17 protein-coding genes are annotated in these 16078 nt (G+C 26.2%); 12 read left to right on the plus strand and 5 right to left on the minus strand.

All coding sequences use genetic code 11. The annotated features are described in order from the left end of the window. The first annotated feature begins 7 nt into the window (after positions 1-7). The 4 genes from ACQPUW_RS03565 (at position 8) to ACQPUW_RS03580 (ending at position 4546) form a co-directional block, all read left to right on the plus strand. Positions 8-679 carry a response regulator transcription factor gene (locus ACQPUW_RS03565; protein WP_430836124.1) on the plus strand — a complete coding sequence of 224 codons (672 nt, stop codon included), beginning with the start codon at positions 8-10 and terminating at the stop codon, positions 677-679. After that, complete coding sequence (locus ACQPUW_RS03570) at positions 676-1689, plus strand: ATP-binding protein (RefSeq protein WP_430836125.1); 1014 nt, start codon at positions 676-678, stop codon at positions 1687-1689. Before ACQPUW_RS03565 ends, ACQPUW_RS03570 begins: the two co-directional genes overlap by 4 nt. A gap of 111 nt (positions 1690-1800) precedes the next feature. Next, positions 1801-2571: an ABC transporter ATP-binding protein gene (locus tag ACQPUW_RS03575; protein WP_430835118.1), complete on the plus strand. Its 771-nt coding sequence runs from the start codon at positions 1801-1803 to the stop codon at positions 2569-2571. Then, the gene (locus tag ACQPUW_RS03580) at positions 2561-4546 is read left to right on the plus strand and encodes an ABC transporter permease (RefSeq protein WP_430836126.1); all 1986 of its coding nucleotides are present in this window, start codon (positions 2561-2563) and stop codon (positions 4544-4546) included. Before ACQPUW_RS03575 ends, ACQPUW_RS03580 begins: the two co-directional genes overlap by 11 nt. 33 nt (positions 4547-4579) lie before the next feature. On the opposite strand, the gene ACQPUW_RS03585 is transcribed toward ACQPUW_RS03580, so the two are convergent. Both ACQPUW_RS03585 and ACQPUW_RS03590 read right to left on the minus strand, forming a co-directional pair. After that, positions 4580-5683 (minus strand): amidase domain-containing protein, encoded by a 1104-nt coding sequence (locus ACQPUW_RS03585; protein ID WP_430836127.1) that lies wholly within the window; start codon positions 5681-5683, stop codon positions 4580-4582. 31 nt (positions 5684-5714) lie between these two features. Continuing rightward, positions 5715-6626 (minus strand): M15 family metallopeptidase, encoded by a 912-nt coding sequence (locus tag ACQPUW_RS03590; protein WP_430836128.1) that lies wholly within the window; start codon positions 6624-6626, stop codon positions 5715-5717. A gap of 209 nt (positions 6627-6835) precedes the next feature. Between ACQPUW_RS03590 and ACQPUW_RS03595 the strand changes: the two genes are divergently transcribed. Further along, positions 6836-7180, plus strand: a complete 345-nt coding sequence (locus ACQPUW_RS03595) for a hypothetical protein (protein ID WP_430836129.1) — start codon at positions 6836-6838, stop codon at positions 7178-7180. Between the two features lie 56 nt (positions 7181-7236). On the opposite strand, the gene ACQPUW_RS03600 is transcribed toward ACQPUW_RS03595, so the two are convergent. Further along, entirely contained in the window at positions 7237-8688 is a 1452-nt protein-coding gene (locus ACQPUW_RS03600; RefSeq protein ID WP_430836130.1) for a cation:proton antiporter, read from the minus strand. 277 nt (positions 8689-8965) lie between these two features. Here ACQPUW_RS03600 and ACQPUW_RS03605 point away from each other — a divergent pair, with 277 nt between their 5' ends. The 4 genes from ACQPUW_RS03605 to ACQPUW_RS03620 all read left to right on the plus strand — a co-directional run bounded on the left by ACQPUW_RS03605 (position 8966) and on the right by ACQPUW_RS03620 (position 12917). Beyond that, the gene (locus ACQPUW_RS03605; protein ID WP_430836131.1) at positions 8966-9535 is read left to right on the plus strand and encodes an isochorismatase family protein; all 570 of its coding nucleotides are present in this window, start codon (positions 8966-8968) and stop codon (positions 9533-9535) included. Positions 9536-9636: 101 nt separating this feature from the next. Then, complete coding sequence (locus ACQPUW_RS03610; RefSeq protein WP_430836132.1) at positions 9637-10254, plus strand: NUDIX hydrolase; 618 nt, start codon at positions 9637-9639, stop codon at positions 10252-10254. Positions 10255-10518: 264 nt separating this feature from the next. After that, complete coding sequence (locus tag ACQPUW_RS03615) at positions 10519-10872, plus strand: YxeA family protein (protein ID WP_430836133.1); 354 nt, start codon at positions 10519-10521, stop codon at positions 10870-10872. Positions 10873-11186: 314 nt separating this feature from the next. Further along, positions 11187-12917: an oleate hydratase gene (locus ACQPUW_RS03620; RefSeq protein WP_430837271.1), complete on the plus strand. Its 1731-nt coding sequence runs from the start codon at positions 11187-11189 to the stop codon at positions 12915-12917. Between the two features lie 81 nt (positions 12918-12998). On the opposite strand, the gene ACQPUW_RS03625 is transcribed toward ACQPUW_RS03620, so the two are convergent. Both ACQPUW_RS03625 and ACQPUW_RS03630 read right to left on the minus strand, forming a co-directional pair. Continuing rightward, positions 12999-14036, minus strand: coding sequence for a DUF4179 domain-containing protein (locus ACQPUW_RS03625; RefSeq protein WP_430836134.1), 1038 nt, complete (start codon positions 14034-14036; stop codon positions 12999-13001). Between the two features lie 2 nt (positions 14037-14038). Further along, positions 14039-14596: a sigma-70 family RNA polymerase sigma factor gene (locus ACQPUW_RS03630; protein ID WP_430836135.1), complete on the minus strand. Its 558-nt coding sequence runs from the start codon at positions 14594-14596 to the stop codon at positions 14039-14041. A gap of 204 nt (positions 14597-14800) precedes the next feature. Between ACQPUW_RS03630 and ACQPUW_RS03635 the strand changes: the two genes are divergently transcribed. From ACQPUW_RS03635 to ACQPUW_RS03645, 3 genes are all read left to right on the plus strand, one after another. Continuing rightward, on the plus strand, positions 14801-15124 hold the full coding sequence (locus tag ACQPUW_RS03635; protein WP_430836136.1) for a DUF1904 family protein: 324 nt from the start codon (positions 14801-14803) through the stop codon (positions 15122-15124). A 133-nt stretch (positions 15125-15257) separates the two neighbouring features. Next, the gene (locus ACQPUW_RS03640; protein WP_430837272.1) at positions 15258-15686 is read left to right on the plus strand and encodes a peroxiredoxin; all 429 of its coding nucleotides are present in this window, start codon (positions 15258-15260) and stop codon (positions 15684-15686) included. A 79-nt stretch (positions 15687-15765) separates the two neighbouring features. After that, positions 15766-15948: a hypothetical protein gene (locus ACQPUW_RS03645; protein ID WP_430836137.1), complete on the plus strand. Its 183-nt coding sequence runs from the start codon at positions 15766-15768 to the stop codon at positions 15946-15948. The last annotated feature ends 130 nt before the right edge of the window (positions 15949-16078 follow it).

The following is a 16078-nucleotide window of genomic DNA, read 5'->3' on the forward strand; positions in this document are numbered from 1 at the left end:
TAATTGTATGAATAATAAAATATTTATTATAGAAGATGAAGAGAAAATAAAAGTAGAGTTAAGTACATTCTTAGAAAGGTATGGATATAAAACTAAAGCTGTAGATAATTTTGAAAATGTAATTGAAGAAGCATTGGATTATAATCCAACAGTAATATTATTAGATGTAAATCTTCCATATTATGATGGCTATTATATATGTAGAGAGATGAGAAAAAAGAGTAACGTTCCTATAATAATAGTTACAAGCAGAGATAGTGATGTTGATGAACTTATGAGTATGAATTTAGGAGCAGATGATTTTGTAACTAAGCCATATAATCCTCAAATTTTATTAGCTAGAATAACATCAGTTATAAAGAGAACTTATAATAATGAAAATATTGAAGTATTCCAATATAGAGATTTAAAATATAATTTATCTCAAAGTGAAGCTGAATTTAATGGAAATAAAATAGAATTAACTAAGAATGAAAGTAAAATTTTATATGTGTTTATGAAGAATAAAGAGAAGATAATATCAAGAGATAAAATAATGAAAGAATTATGGCAATCAGATGAATTTGTAGATGATAATACACTAACTGTAAATATAAATAGATTAAGAAAAAAATTAGAAGAGATAGGTGCTAATAACTATCTACAAACTAAAAGAGGACAAGGATATATATTAATATGAGTATAATAGAGTTCTTTAAGGAAAGAGTAATATTTTTAATAATAAATATTTTAATACTAGTATTTACAGGAGTACTATTAAAGGCTTTAAAAGTAAATTTATATGCAATAATCTTTATAGTAGTTATAAATTTTATCGGAATAATAGTATTTCATATTTATGAGTATATAAAAAAGAAAAAATACTATAATGAAGTTTTAAGTAATTTAAAATCACTAGATAAAAAATATTTAATTTCTGAGGTTATGGATGAAGCAGATTTTTTAGATGGGAAAATATTATATAGCATAATACAAGAAACTAATAAATCTATGAATGATGAGATTTTAAAGTTGAAGCTTAATATTGGTGAATATAAGGAATATATAGAACTTTGGGTTCATGAAATAAAAACTCCAATATCAACATGCAGGTTATTAATAGAGAATAATGATTTACCAGTAACAGAAAGTATAGGAGAAGAGATTGAAAAAGTTGAAAATTACATAGAACAAGCTTTATTTTATGCAAGAAGTAATGCACTTGAGAAGGATTATATTATAAAAGAAATAAAGCTAATAGATTGTATAAACAACTCTATAAAGAAAAACTTAAATCAACTAATAGAAAATAAAATAAAAATTGATATAACCAATATAGAAGATATTATTTATTCAGATTCTAAGTGGGTGGAATTTATATTAAATCAGATAATATCTAATTCAATTAAGTATAGAAGAGAAGATAACAGTATACTTAAGTTTTATTCTGAAAAAAGTGATGAAAATATAATTTTAAATATCGAAGATAATGGTATAGGAATGGATGAAAAAGATGTTTTAAAAGCATTTGATAAAGGATATACAGGTTCAAACGGACGTAGGTTTACTAAATCAACAGGTATAGGTTTATATCTTTGTAATAAGTTATGCTTAAAGCTTGGGCTCAAAATAAAGCTAGAATCTTCATTAAATGAAGGAACTAAAGTATCTATATTATTTCCAATTAATAAAATGATGCTCTTTGATTAGTTTTATAATTCTATGTGACAAGTTTGTAAGTTTTCTGTTAGGTTCTATTATGGATGTAACTTTATATGAAGACTAAAATAAAATCATAGAAAGAATTTTGGAGGGAAAGTTATGAGCAAAGAAGTATTAAGGGTTAGTAATATAGAGAAATACTATGGAAGAAAGGGCAATATTACAAAGGCTATAAATAATATAAGCTTTTCAGTAAATGAAGGTGAATTTATTGGAGTTATGGGGGCGTCAGGTTCAGGTAAAACAACTCTTTTAAATTGCATATCTACTATAGATAAAGTAACAAGTGGGAAGATATTTATATCAGGTAATGATATAACAAAATTAAATGCTAAGAAAATAGCTAAGTTTAGACGTGAAGAGCTTGGCTTTATATTTCAGGATTTTAGTCTTCTTGATACATTAACTGTATATGAAAACATAGCATTAGCTTTAAGTATTTTAAGGCTAGATCATAAAGAAATAGATAGGAAAGTTAAAGGGATTTCAAAAAGATTAAATATAGAAGAAATTTTAAAAAAGTTTCCATATGAGATATCAGGAGGACAAAAACAGAGAGTTGCAGCTGCAAGAGCAATAGTTACAAGTCCTAAAATGATATTAGCAGATGAACCAACAGGTGCATTAGATTCAAAGTCCGCTAAGGTGCTTTTAGAAAGCTTAGATGATTTAAATAAAAATCTAAGTGCAACAATACTTATGGTTACTCATGATGCTTTTACAGCAAGTTATGCAGATAGGATATTATTTATAAAAGATGGAAAGATTTTTAATGAACTTATTCGTGGAAATGATACAAGAAAAGAATTCTTTAGCAAAATTATTGAGGTTATAGCAGTTCTTGGAGGTGACTCTAGAGATGTATTTTAAGCTAGCTTTAAGAAATTTAAGAAGAAGTCTAAAGGATTATACAATATATTTTTTTACACTTATATTTGCTGTATGTGTATTCTACACATTTAATTCAATAAAATCTCAAAGTATTATGATGGATTTAAATTCCTCACAATCAGAATCATTTGATTCAATGCAAAATGTTATAGGAGTAGCTTCAATATTCATATCATTTATTTTAGGATTTTTGATTGTATATGCTAATAATTACTTAATAAAAAGAAGAAAAAAGGAATTTGGTATATATATGACACTTGGAATGGAGAAGAGTGAATTATCTAAGATAATATTTATAGAAACATTATTAATAGGGATTACATCATTAGTAATTGGACTTTTTATAGGTATCTTAGCATCACAAGGACTATCTATATTAACAGCTAATATGTTTAAAGTGAATCTTACAAAGTTTCAATTTATATTTTCGTATAATGCATTTTTAAAAACAATAATTTGTTTTGGAATAATTTATATTATAGTATTATTATTTAATTCAATAATAATAAATAAGGTTAATTTAATTGACTTATTAATAGCATCTAAGAAAAATGAAAAATTAAGAGTAAAAAATATTTGGATATCTGTAATAATATTTATAATAAGTATTATTATGATAGGATATGCTTATTATAATATATTAGATAATGGAATAGCTAAACTTGACTTGATAAGTGTATTTTGGGGAAGTGTTGGAACATTTTTATTTTTCTTTTCAATATCAGGATTTTTCTTAAAGGTAGTGCAAAGTAATAAGCGAATATATTTAAGAGATTTAAATATGTTTGTGTTTAGACAAATTAACAGTAAAATAAATACAACATTTGTATCTATGACATTTATATGTTTAATGTTATTTATAGCGATATGTACATTTTCAGGAGGGCTTGGAATAAATAAAGCTTTAAATTCAGAGATTAAAGACCTTACACAGTTTGATGCAACATTTTGGAGTAATAAAGGAGTAGATATAGATAAGGTATTAAAAAATAAAGGGGTAGATATTAAAAAATATTCAAATGAATATGTAAGCTATATTAATTTTAATAGTGGAGTTAAATATAGAGATTTTCTAGATGAAGAAGGAATTAATGATGGAAAATCTTATTACCCTATATCTGAAAATATGGATATTCAAGTAATAAAACTTTCAAAGTTTAATGATATTATGAAGATGTTAGGTAAGAATACAGTCAAATTAGAGAAAAATAATTATATGGTTTTTGGAGATATACAAGATATGATAGGTAGTCTTCAAAGATCAGTAGATAATAATAAAGTAATAAATATTAATGGATATAAACTTACGCCTTCTAAGAGAAGTGTATTAGATATAACTACTTATAATCAAATGCTGAAAAATAATATATGTACATTTGTAGTAAATGATTCTATAGTAGATGGATTAAAGCCTATTAGCTCCTTTTTAAATACTGATTTAAAGGGAGATAAAGATGAAATAGAAAAAGAATTGAAAGAAAAAATGAAAGCTATAGATAATAAAGAAAAGAATATTTTCTTAATAACAAAAGATGATCTAATATCATCACAAGTAAGTACTGGAGTTATGATAGCTTATTTAGGAATATATATTGGTATTATATTCTTAGTAACATCAGCTGCCGTACTAGCGCTTCAACAATTATGTGACTCAACAGATAATTTAGAAAGATATAAGTTACTTAGAAAGATAGGCGTTGATGATAGTATTATAAATAAATCCTTATTAATTCAAATAGGAATATATTTTATGGTGCCTTTATCATTAGCATTAGTTCATTCAATAGTAGGACTTAAAGTTTCTTCAGATATAGTATCTATATTTGGAAATGAAAGTATATTTAAAAATATAATTATAACTGTTGTTGTACTTTTAATCGTATATGGTGGATATTTTATAGTTACTTATACATCAGTAAAAAAGACTATAAGAGAAAAATTAAATAAAAGATAAAAAATAAACCACTCATAGTATGAGTGGTTTATTTTAATAGTTCATTCTTACTAACCAGAATTTCATATTTTTATTGCTCCATCCTAAATCCCAAGGAACGTTATTTCTATCTGTATTATGGCAAGTTACTAAAGAATATCCTTTAGAGTCAGCACCAGTAACCATAGATATATGAGTTATATCCCCCTTTTTCTCATAAGCTATAAAGTCTCCAGGTAAAAGTTTGTAAGAAGCTTTATACACTTGTTCATAACTACCTCTAGCAAGAACATAGCCTCGGCCACTTCCTATCATATAATGAGTAAATTTATCAGCATTTATCCAAGGTGCAGTAGCACTACCTTTTGCATAATTCCAAATAGCATTTTTCTTAAACTTTCCACCTTCATGTAAAATTTGAGATGCAAAGTTTGCACAATCGCCACCTTCAGGATTAAAGTCTCGATATTTTTTATTGTACTTATATCCATATTCTTTTGCTGTTGCAGAACCACAATATTGATCAGCATAAGAAATTGCCTCTTTTCGTCTATCGTTAATAGCTGATAGATCTCTTGGTGGTTGAGCATTTATATACTCTTTAATTTTATCCATTTTAATATCTTCAAGCTTTAATGAATCAGCAAATGGATCAGTGTACCATTCTTTTGTTATTATCCACTCATCATCCTTTTTAGTAAGATTAATTGAGTGATAAGTTCCTATTCTTGAAGAGTTCTCTATATGAGGTTGATCTTCATAAACATATTTATATTCTGTATTACATAGTACGTAAAAAGAGCAGACCTTATCAGAAACTTTAACTTTTCTAAACACTACATCTGGAGTTATATCAGTAAATTTAACGCCTTGCTTTTTAGCCCAGTTATTAATATACTTTACTTTTCGCTCTTCATATTCATAAGCCCATTGACCATATTTTGTATCTGTATCATATAAAGATTCAATTGAATCTAAATCTTGAGTTAACACTGATTTACTCTTTGATAAGAATATATTTTTAACAAAATTTTTCATTTCATCATCTGAATTACCTTCTGCAAAAGCTTTTAAAGGAATCATAAAAATTGTACATAAACAAATAAAAGCAATTATAAATATTTTAAAATATCTAAAATAAGATTTTGATTTTAACATTAGATTTATCACCCCTTTCATAGAGAATAAATTATTTTAAATTTTCATCAATTAAATTTATATAGTTCTTAGTGTTTTCTTCATCTATGGGAGCACCATCAAACCAGTTTTCGCTATTTTTATTATCAGAAAAATATCTGGCTTTTAGAATGATTTCAGGTCTATATTCAAAATGCAATATATCAAAGTGATTCCATTTCCCCCCCCAAACAAAATTATTTTTTTCAAATGCTTCTACTAATTCAGTAGGATATTCTGAAACTCTTTTACTTCCTTTTTCTTTAGAGCTCCATTTCCAATAATCTCTTGGATCACTTTTTAAATCAATGGCAATTCCAAAGGCATGAGGACTAAGCCTTCCTGTACCAGATATAACTCTATAATTATAAGTACCACTAGCAGGATATAATATAGCACCTATATCATTTCGTCCTTTTGATAATGGAATAATCTCTCTTAGGGCATTTTCTAATGAGGCATTAGCGGAATTTTGACTATTAAATTGATAATTAGTATAACCGTATTTAAGTCTAGATAAATTTTTTTCTATAGCGTTTTTAGAACTTCCATATACTTCATTTAATAAATCATAATTTCTAGCTCTACCTGGATCAAGGCCTTTATCCACAACAGAGTTATTTTTAGTAAGTGGATAGTATTGTTCCATCATATCTTGTATATCAGGATTAGCTAATTTTTCATCATGGCTTTTTTCTCTCTTATCATCATATAGAATTTTTTTGCCAGATTTCATAACTATATATACTTTATCATTAGATGTCTTTTCTACACCCTTTATATAATCGGGATAAGCAAGCATTAATGACAAGATATCTCTTTTCATTTCTATTATGTAATTTTGGTTATTAGAGGCTTTTGCTGTTATAGGAATGCTTAAAACAATTAAAAATGATACTATAAATATCTTAAAAAATTTCTTCATAATTAATACCTGCCTTTTAAAATCATATTGAATATAGTTTATCCTAAGAATTATTCTAATATGTAATCTATATAAGCAGCGAATTTTGGAAAGTAACTTATATATTTCATCATTTATATAAGTAAAGAGAGTTAAAAATAATATTTACTTTTTTATATAAAATTAAAATGTTAATATATAAATATATATTTTAGAAAGAGGTTTTAATAATGAGTTTAGTAATGACATATGAAGAATATAATATTATAAATAAAGAATTTTTAGATTTTGTAAATAATATAGTTGAAGAAAATTTAGAGAATTATAGTGAAGAAAAATTAGAAAAGCTTAAAAATTATAAAGCTAAATTTGAAGAGATAATGGAAAAGAGTGATGTAGAGGTAGTTTCAGAGGATAATGAAAATAATCTAAAAGATTTAAGATATTTAGTTTTAGATAGTCTATTTCTTGCAGCAGATCTTACAAACTTTTATAGCTATAAAGAGACAGAAAGATTTAAGATGAGAGTAGCAAACTATGTAAATAAAAGAAGAAGAGCTGAATTTGGATTTTAGTGAATATATATAAATAAAAATACTCAGTAACTAATTGCTACTGAGTATTTTTTATTTTAGTCTGGCAATGATAAATTGCAGACTGTTAGCATATTTATTGTATCTTCAACTGCATGACGTACACCAGCTAGTATTATTAAATCATTTGCTTCAAGTACAGTATCAGCAGTAGGCATTATTTCTTCATCATCTCTAATAATTGAGAAAATTCTACATCCAACTGGTAATTTACACTCTTTTAATGATTTACCAAGATACCATTCATTACTAATTAAGAATTCACGTATTATTATTTTTTCTTCCTCTTTAACTTTTTGGACTGTATTTTCATCTTCAACTATTAATTTTTCAAAAAGTATAGGGAATAAAATACATGATATAACAGTAGTAACAACGAAAGCAGAGTAATCGGAATTATTTATATATCCTAAGTTTAAAGCCATTTGAGCTCCAACTATTACTAAGCTAAGCTGTGCTGTTAATATCATTGAAGATGCTAAAGAATTTCTTATACCATATTTCTTTTTTAGTAATAAGCAAGGTATAAATTTAACTAAGAAGAAAATAATTAAAAATACAGGTATCTTTGCAATAGAACCAGGGTTTTCAATTATAGCATTTAAGTCTATATTTACACCTACCATAATAAAGAATATTGGTATTAAAAATCCATAGCCAATTACATCTAATTGGTGAGATATTTCTTCTTTTGCTTTTCCAACAAGTAGTGAAAATATTATTCCAGCTAAGAAAGATCCAAGTATAATCTCAGAACCAACTTTTTCAGCAACTGCTACTAGAACTAATACAAGAGCAAAGGCCCCTCTAACACTTAAATGTAAATTTTTAAAAGCCACTGCTGAAAAGTCATTTATCTTAAATAAAATTTTAGCTAAAAAATACATAAGAAAAGCAGCACCAAATATTATTAAAAATGTGAAACTTTTAAGTGATAATCCATAAGTAGTTACTGATGATATAAAGGTTATCCCAATTAAACTTACTAGTTCACCAATTAATCCAAAAATTAATAAAGATTGCCCAAAATCACTATTTAAAATATGCTTTGCTTTTAATATAGGAACAAGTAATGCTGGGGCTGCAGCAGTAAATAGTAATGCAAAGAATAGTGTTCCATTGTCTATTCCAACAAATTTTAATGAGAAAGATAGTATTATTGATACTATAAGAGATATAATAAACATCTTTACACTTAAAAATATTTTTGAATCAATAATCGATTCATTATCTTGTAATTTTAAATCATCAAAATTTATTTCAAGGCCGCTTAGAAACATTAGATAAGCAAGACCTAGGTTTGATAAAAATAAAATCCAAACATCAGGTTTTATAACATTTAAAAAGCTTTTTCCAAGAATAATTCCTATAAAGATTTCTCCAACCTGATAAGGGATTTTTACTTTCTTTAACTTTGCTACTAAAAATGGCGTGAAGAAAGCTACTACAGTCAAAATTAGTAGAGAGTCGTAATTTAAAGTCTCTTCCATATCGATCCCCTTCTTTTTCTTAAGTTTATAAAATACATTGTAAATAACATAATTTAATTTCGCAAGTTTGATAAATGCTATTAGATAGCATTAAGTTAATAATAATAGAAATAATTATTCATACTTAATTTATAGTATGTTAATTGTATTGATTAAATATTTGATTATATAATTCAATTAAATTATTTTATAAAATAATCTAATAAAAAGTTGCTAAGATTAAGATATAGGTTAAAGAGATGCGAAGATTAGTAATGCATGAGGAGGAAACTTTAATATGAAAAGTTTAAATTTAGACTTTAAAAAGACAGCATTAGTACTTATTGACTTACAAGAAGGAATAGTAAAAATGCATAATGGTGGAGAAGTAGTAAAGAAAGCAAAATTACTTGTAGATTTATTTAGAGAAAATAATGGATTTATAAGTTTTGTAAATGTTGATTTCTTAGATGGAAAAGACAAGCTAATGCCAGTAACGGATGAGGAGCAGGGAAGTGTTAATATACCTCCAAAGGGATGGGCTAATTTAGTGAAAGAATTAGATGTAAGAGAAGATGATTATAAAGTTACAAAGCGTCAATGGGGTGCATTCTTTGGAACAGATTTAGATATTGAGTTACGTAGAAGAGGAATCGATACTATAGTCTTATGTGGAATTGCAACTAATATAGGTGTGGAGAGTACAGCACGTGAAGCTTTTAGTTATGGATACAATCAAATATTTATAACAGATGCAATGGCTACAGGAAGCAAAGAGGCGCATGATTGTACTGTAAAATATATTTTCTCTAGAATAGGAAGAGTAAGAACTACAGATGAATTTATATCAGAAGTAAAGGGTAAATAATTAAACTTTAGTATAGGTTTTATAAAATTAAAAACCTGCTTATAATATTAATATATAAGGGACTTTATTTATAATGAATTTAATGGAGTATGGAGGGCAATATGAGAGATTTTTTAAAGAAGGTTTTTAAAGATTATAAGGCTGGAATAAATGATGGGGATGGAAGAAAATATTATTCTGTAATAGTCCCTATAATAGAAATAGATGGTGAATATAATGTTGTATTTGAAGTAAGAAATGACAGTTTAAAAGATAATCCAGGAGAGATATGCTTTCCAGGAGGTTCAATAGAAGACGGGGAGTCTCCAAAGGAAGCAGCTATGCGTGAATGTTATGAAGAGATAGGTATAAAGCCTTCTGATATAGAAATAATATCAGAACTTGATTTATTTGTACCCAATAATAATATGGTACTATATCCCTTCTTAGGATATATAAAATATGGTACTAGTTTTGTTATAAATAAGGATGAAGTAAAAGAACTTCTAATTGTTCCATTAGATTACTTATTAAATACTGAAGCAAAATCAGTAGAAAATAAAATTATTACTATTCCAAGTGATGATTTTCCATATGAATATATAAAGGGTGGTAAGAATTATAAATTTAGAGAAGGCTCTTATAGAGTTGTATTCTACAAATATAATGATTATGTTATATGGGGAATGACAGCTAAGATATTAGAAAATTTTTTAGAAATAGTAAAATGTAATATTTAATTATATATAAAAGTAAAAGTAGATCTACTTAATGGATATAACCTTAGGTAGATCTATTTTATTTTGAAGAAATAAAAATAAACTCCTTTAAAGGATAGCTAAAAAGAGATTTATAGTCTCAGAAGAAGTTCTATATTTTACAGATGATTATGATACATATTAGGAGACTTACATAAATGAAAGAAAAATGTAAGGAATTTAAATATGAGATTATCTAGCTTAAATTTATAATCAAGTTATAGTAATTGTAAAGGAGATAGATATATGAAAAAGGTAATTGGAATAATAGTAGTTATATTATTAATTGGAGGTGGACTTACAATAACTAATAGAACTACACTACTTAAGTTAGGAACAACAAGATATTATGTTAAAACCACAAAGGATTACAAAGATATCAGTAATCAAAATCAAGGACATTATACTCAATATGAATACAATATCAAAGGTTATGATAGAGAAGGTAATGAAAAAATAGTAAATTTTACAACTAATAAGGTATTAAAAGTGGATAGATATTTAGAAGTAGCTGAAAAAAATGATGAAGTTAAAGCATACGAAGAAGTAACAGCAAATGATTTACCTGAAAAAGTCAAAGAAATATATAATGTTAAATAGGTGTTTATATTATAATAATTAAACTGATTAGAAATAAAGAGGATAATATTTTAGAGAGTTGGTATTAATAAAAAAGTTTATAATGCAATCTTATAAGAAACTATATAAAAATATATTTTTATATAGTTTCTTATTTTAATATTATTAAGTTTAATAATATTTCTAATTATAATTATATGTATTAAATATAAAGAATAATATTTTTAGACAAACGCATAATATTGTCTAAATACAATTATTTTGCTTTGAACTATAATGTAAATAAGAAACGTAATAAATTGCAATAAAGAAGTGGAGTGAGTTTTATGAGAAAAATGAGAAATAAATCAAACAAAGATAATACTAGAAATGCACTACTTGCTTTAGGAGCAATAGCAGGAGCTGCAACTGTAGCAACTATTGCTGCAAAAAAAATGAAAAATAAATCTCAAATACCTGAAAAATCTGTATTAGATATAAATAATGAAGATAGACAAGTATATTTCGTTGGTGGTGGATTAGCTTCATTAGCAGGAGCTGCCTATCTTGTGAGAGATTGTAATTTTAAAGGGGAAAATATTCATATCTTTGAGGGAATGAAGATATTAGGTGGTAGTAATGATGGTATAGGAGATCCTGTAAATGGATTTGTATGCCGTGGTGGTAGAATGTTAAATGAAGAAACTTATGAAAATTTATGGGAGTTATTCTCAAGTGTACCTTCATTAGATATGCCAAATATGAGTGTAACTGAAGAAATACTTAACTTTGACCACTTACACCCAACACATTCACAAGCACGTTTAGTTGATAAGTATGGAGTTATCTTAGATGCTCACAGTATGGGATTTAACAATGCTGATCGTATGGCTCTTGGAAAATTACTTATAACTCCTGAAGAAAAGTTAGATGATATGACTATACAAGAATGGTTTAGCCATACACCACATTTCTTCCAAACTAATTTCTGGCATATGTGGCAAACAACATTTGCATTCCAAAAATGGTCTAGTCTTTTTGAATTTAGACGTTATATGAATCGTATGATTCTAGAATTTTCTCGTATAGATACTTTAGAAGGGGTTACACGTACTCCATATAATCAATATGATTCATTAATTTTACCATTAAAAGCTTATTTAGATAGCTTTGGAGTTGATTTTAATACAAATTCAACAGTAACAGATTTAGATTTTAAACCAGGAGATGAAATTACAGTAACAGCTATACACTTAGAACAAGATGGAGAAGAGAAAGTCATTGAATTAAATTCTGGTGATGTATGTATTATGACAAATGGTTGCATGACTGATAGTGCGACTTTAGGAGATATGAATACACCAGCAGAATATAATCCAAGTAATCCAATTTCAGCTGAACTTTGGAGGAAAGTAGCTAATAAGAAAGAAGGCCTTGGTAATCCAGAGCCATTCTTTGGTCATCCAGATGAAACTAACTGGGAAAGCTTCACTGTTACTTGTAAAGGTAATAAGATATTAAAAATTATAGAAGAAATTACAGGAAATATACCAGGTAGTGGTGCATTAATGACATTTAAAGATTCAAGTTGGTTAATGAGTATTGTTGTTGCAGCACAACCTCACTTTAAGAATCAACCACTTGATACAACTATTTTCTGGGGTTATGGTTTATACACAGAAAAGATTGGTGATTATGTAAAGAAACCAATGCGTGATTGTACAGGTAAAGAGATGTTAGAAGAACTTCTATATCACTTACATTTAGAAAATGAAATGGATGAGCTTATGGATACTGTGGTAAATGTAATACCATGCATGATGCCTTATATAGATTCACAATTCCAACCTCGTAAGATGAGTGATCGTCCAAAGGTTGTTCCAGATGGATCAACAAACTTTGCAATGATTAGCCAATTTGTTGAAATTCCAGAAGACATGGTATTTACTGAAGAATATTCAATACGTGCAGCAAGAACAGCTATATATAAATTATTTGGAGTAAAAGATAAGAAGATTTGTCCAGTAACTCAATATAAGAAGAATCCAAAAGTATTAAAGATGGCTCTAAAAACTTCATATAGATAGAAAAGTTTTATTAATGTAAAAAAACTCAGCCCTTTAAATTAAAAATCGCAATAGAATTTAATTATTCTATTGCGATTTTTGTTATTTAGATAAATCTATAGTAAATTCATTACCGATTTTTTTGAAGTCATCACTAAGTTTTCCTGACTTTTCAGGGAGCTTAGATCCATATGGAGTAAGGGATATACTTGTGGCCTTATCTGATAATTTACTTACAAGTGGATCAATTTGTAATATTCCGCCATTATCATCACCAGAAGATAAATAAAATTCAATTGGATTATTTAAGTTATCTTTGCCAATTAGTTTTATGCTATATACACTTTTATCATCAGTATTATTATTTTTCATAGTATACAATATTTCCTGTCCAATAGCATTTGAAGTAAATTTCGTTAAAGTTAGTTCATTACCATTATCTAGTGTAAATTTATTATCTAAACTTATCATTTTAGTATCTTTAGATAACTCTGATCCATTAGTTTTAAATTCAAAGATCCATGGTCCATATATAAATTTATCTCCAACTAAGACATCAGAATAGATTATTTTTATATTTAGATCTTTACTTAAATCAACATCTGGCAATGTATAATTTATTACTGATTCCATCGTTGATTTATCTATTGCTTTTGAACTACCAGTAGAACCAGAATCAACCCTTTTTCCATTTATAAATATCTTGGCAAATTCATGAAATCCTTCTTTAGTTGCATCGCCTTTAGATGATTGAATAGTTGATGACACTATAAGTTCATTATTGTTTAGTATAACATCATTTAGACTAATCGTTACTCCATTTTTTGATATAGATTTATTAATTATAGTAGAGTAGTTATCTAAATTTTTATTAAGACCAAGATAGCTTGATATGTTAGAAGTAGCAATAGATGCAGATACAAAAATCTCAGAACCTAAATTAGTAGTTACAAGTCCAGTTGTTAATACAAGTGATATAGCAATAGCTATTGGTAATTTCTTTATAGATTTTTTATTTTTAATTGAATTTTTAAAGTTCTTTTTCATTTTTTCTTTTTCTATATCATTTAAATCATATCTGTTATATTTATCTATATCCATATTAGAATCATTTAAAATTTCATAAATATCTTTTTTCATTTTTAAAGCCCCCTTGCATGAGAAAAATTTAATATATCTCTTAGTTTTTTCTTGCCACGAGACACTCTGTTATATATTATTTCTTTTTTAACACCAGTTTTTCTAGATATAGTTTCTATATCATCTTCTTCTACATATAGCTTTAAAAATAAACTTTTATCATCTTCTTTTAAACAGTTTAAAAGAGACTCTAAGTCATCATTCAACTCATTTTTATCTATATTATAAGAAGCTTCATCTTTTATACTTATAGTTAGATCGTCTATATTATCATGTTCTAATTCTTTTAAATATTTTCTAACATAATCGATAGACTTAAATTTTGATATACCAGCAAGCCAATTCTTAAAAGTATTTCTGCTAGGATCAAATTTATCTATATTACTCCAAACTGCCATTAAAATATCATTTATGCAATCATCCTGATAATTTTGAAGCTTATATAGATGCTTTTTAACTATAGTTTTTATTATCCATCCATAATTATCAATTACGTAGTATAGTGCATTATCATTTTTTTTCTTTAATTGTTCAATAAAATTTTCTTCCACAATTTTCATTGTTACCTTCCCCTCAAGCACTTGATTATTAGTATATTTTTACTTTACACTTAATACTTCGTAACATAAATAGTAAAATCTATCAATAAATAAAAAATATATATTTAATGCTAAATAAACTTGAATTTATTATAATAGTAAATAGAGAATAATTATAAATAGGCTTATAAAAAGCTAGAATAGTAAAGAGAGGAAGTATTAGTTATGCCAATGCTAAAAATTAAAGGAATATCAAAAGAAGAGGTTAAAAATGAAAGTACTAAGCTTATAGATTCATTAGTAGAAATAATAGAATGCCCAAGAGATTATTTTACTATAGAAATAATAGGGAATACATTTATCATGGATGGTATGGAAGTGGAACCTTCACCAATGATTGATATATTATGGTTTGATAGAGGACAAGATGTTCAAGATAAGGTAGCAAAAGTTGTAACAGACTATTTTAAAAAGGATCGTGAGTGCTTAGAAGTTGTATTTTATAATTTAGATAAATCTTCTTATTATGAAAATGGAGAGCATTATTAGTTATAAAAATATAAAATTTATATTGGTAGATTAAAGAAATTTGATTTAATCGACTTTTTATTATATAATAATAATTATTAGTTAAATAATTATAGAAGGTGATATTGTGGAAAACAAAGTTTTAGAAAAAGGAATGATGGCTCCAGATTTTACTTTAATGGGGTCAGATAATAAAGAACATAAATTAAGCGATTATAGAGGAAAAAGAGTAATTCTATATTTTTATCCAAAGGATAATACTCCAGGATGTTCATTAGAAGCTCAAGACTTTAAGGCTTATCATGAAAAGTTTTTAAATAATAATACTGTAATTTTAGGAGTAAGTAGAGACTCACTAAAATCACATGATAAATTTATTACAAAGTATGATTTACCATTCGTTTTATTATCAGATGAAAATGAAGAAGTTTGCAAATTATATGATGTATTAAAAGAAAAGAATATGTTCGGAAAAAAAGTTTTCGGTATTGAAAGAAGTACATTTGTTATAGATGCAGATGGTAAAATAGAAGATATTTATAGAAAAGTAAAAGTAAAAGGCCATGTAGAAAGTTTAGTATAAGAGTTTAGAATTATATTAAAAGTAGCCTTATCTTATGTTATAATAGTAGCGATTATTAAGCAGATGGAGGATACATATAATGTTTACTGATGAGGAACTTTTAGTAATTCAAGATGCACTTAAAATTGCAGATGAAGAATATATAAAATTAATTGATTTAAATAAAAAAAATAAATCTAAACTAGTTGCATATAATAGAAAGCAAAAGAAGCTTTGGCTAGTTCAGAATAAATTAAAAAAGATTATGGAAGAACAAAAATAAATAAATTGTTCTTATTAAGCCAGAGAGACATTAGAGTATCTCTGGCTTATTTTATTTAGCATGACATAAAGAAATAAATTGTATAAAAGTAAAGTAGAAGCATATTAAAATGCTTCTACTTTTAATTAAT

The sequence above is a fragment of the Clostridium sardiniense genome (assembly GCF_050584765.1).
In the GTDB taxonomy this organism is placed as follows: domain Bacteria; phylum Bacillota; class Clostridia; order Clostridiales; family Clostridiaceae; genus Clostridium; species Clostridium sardiniense_A.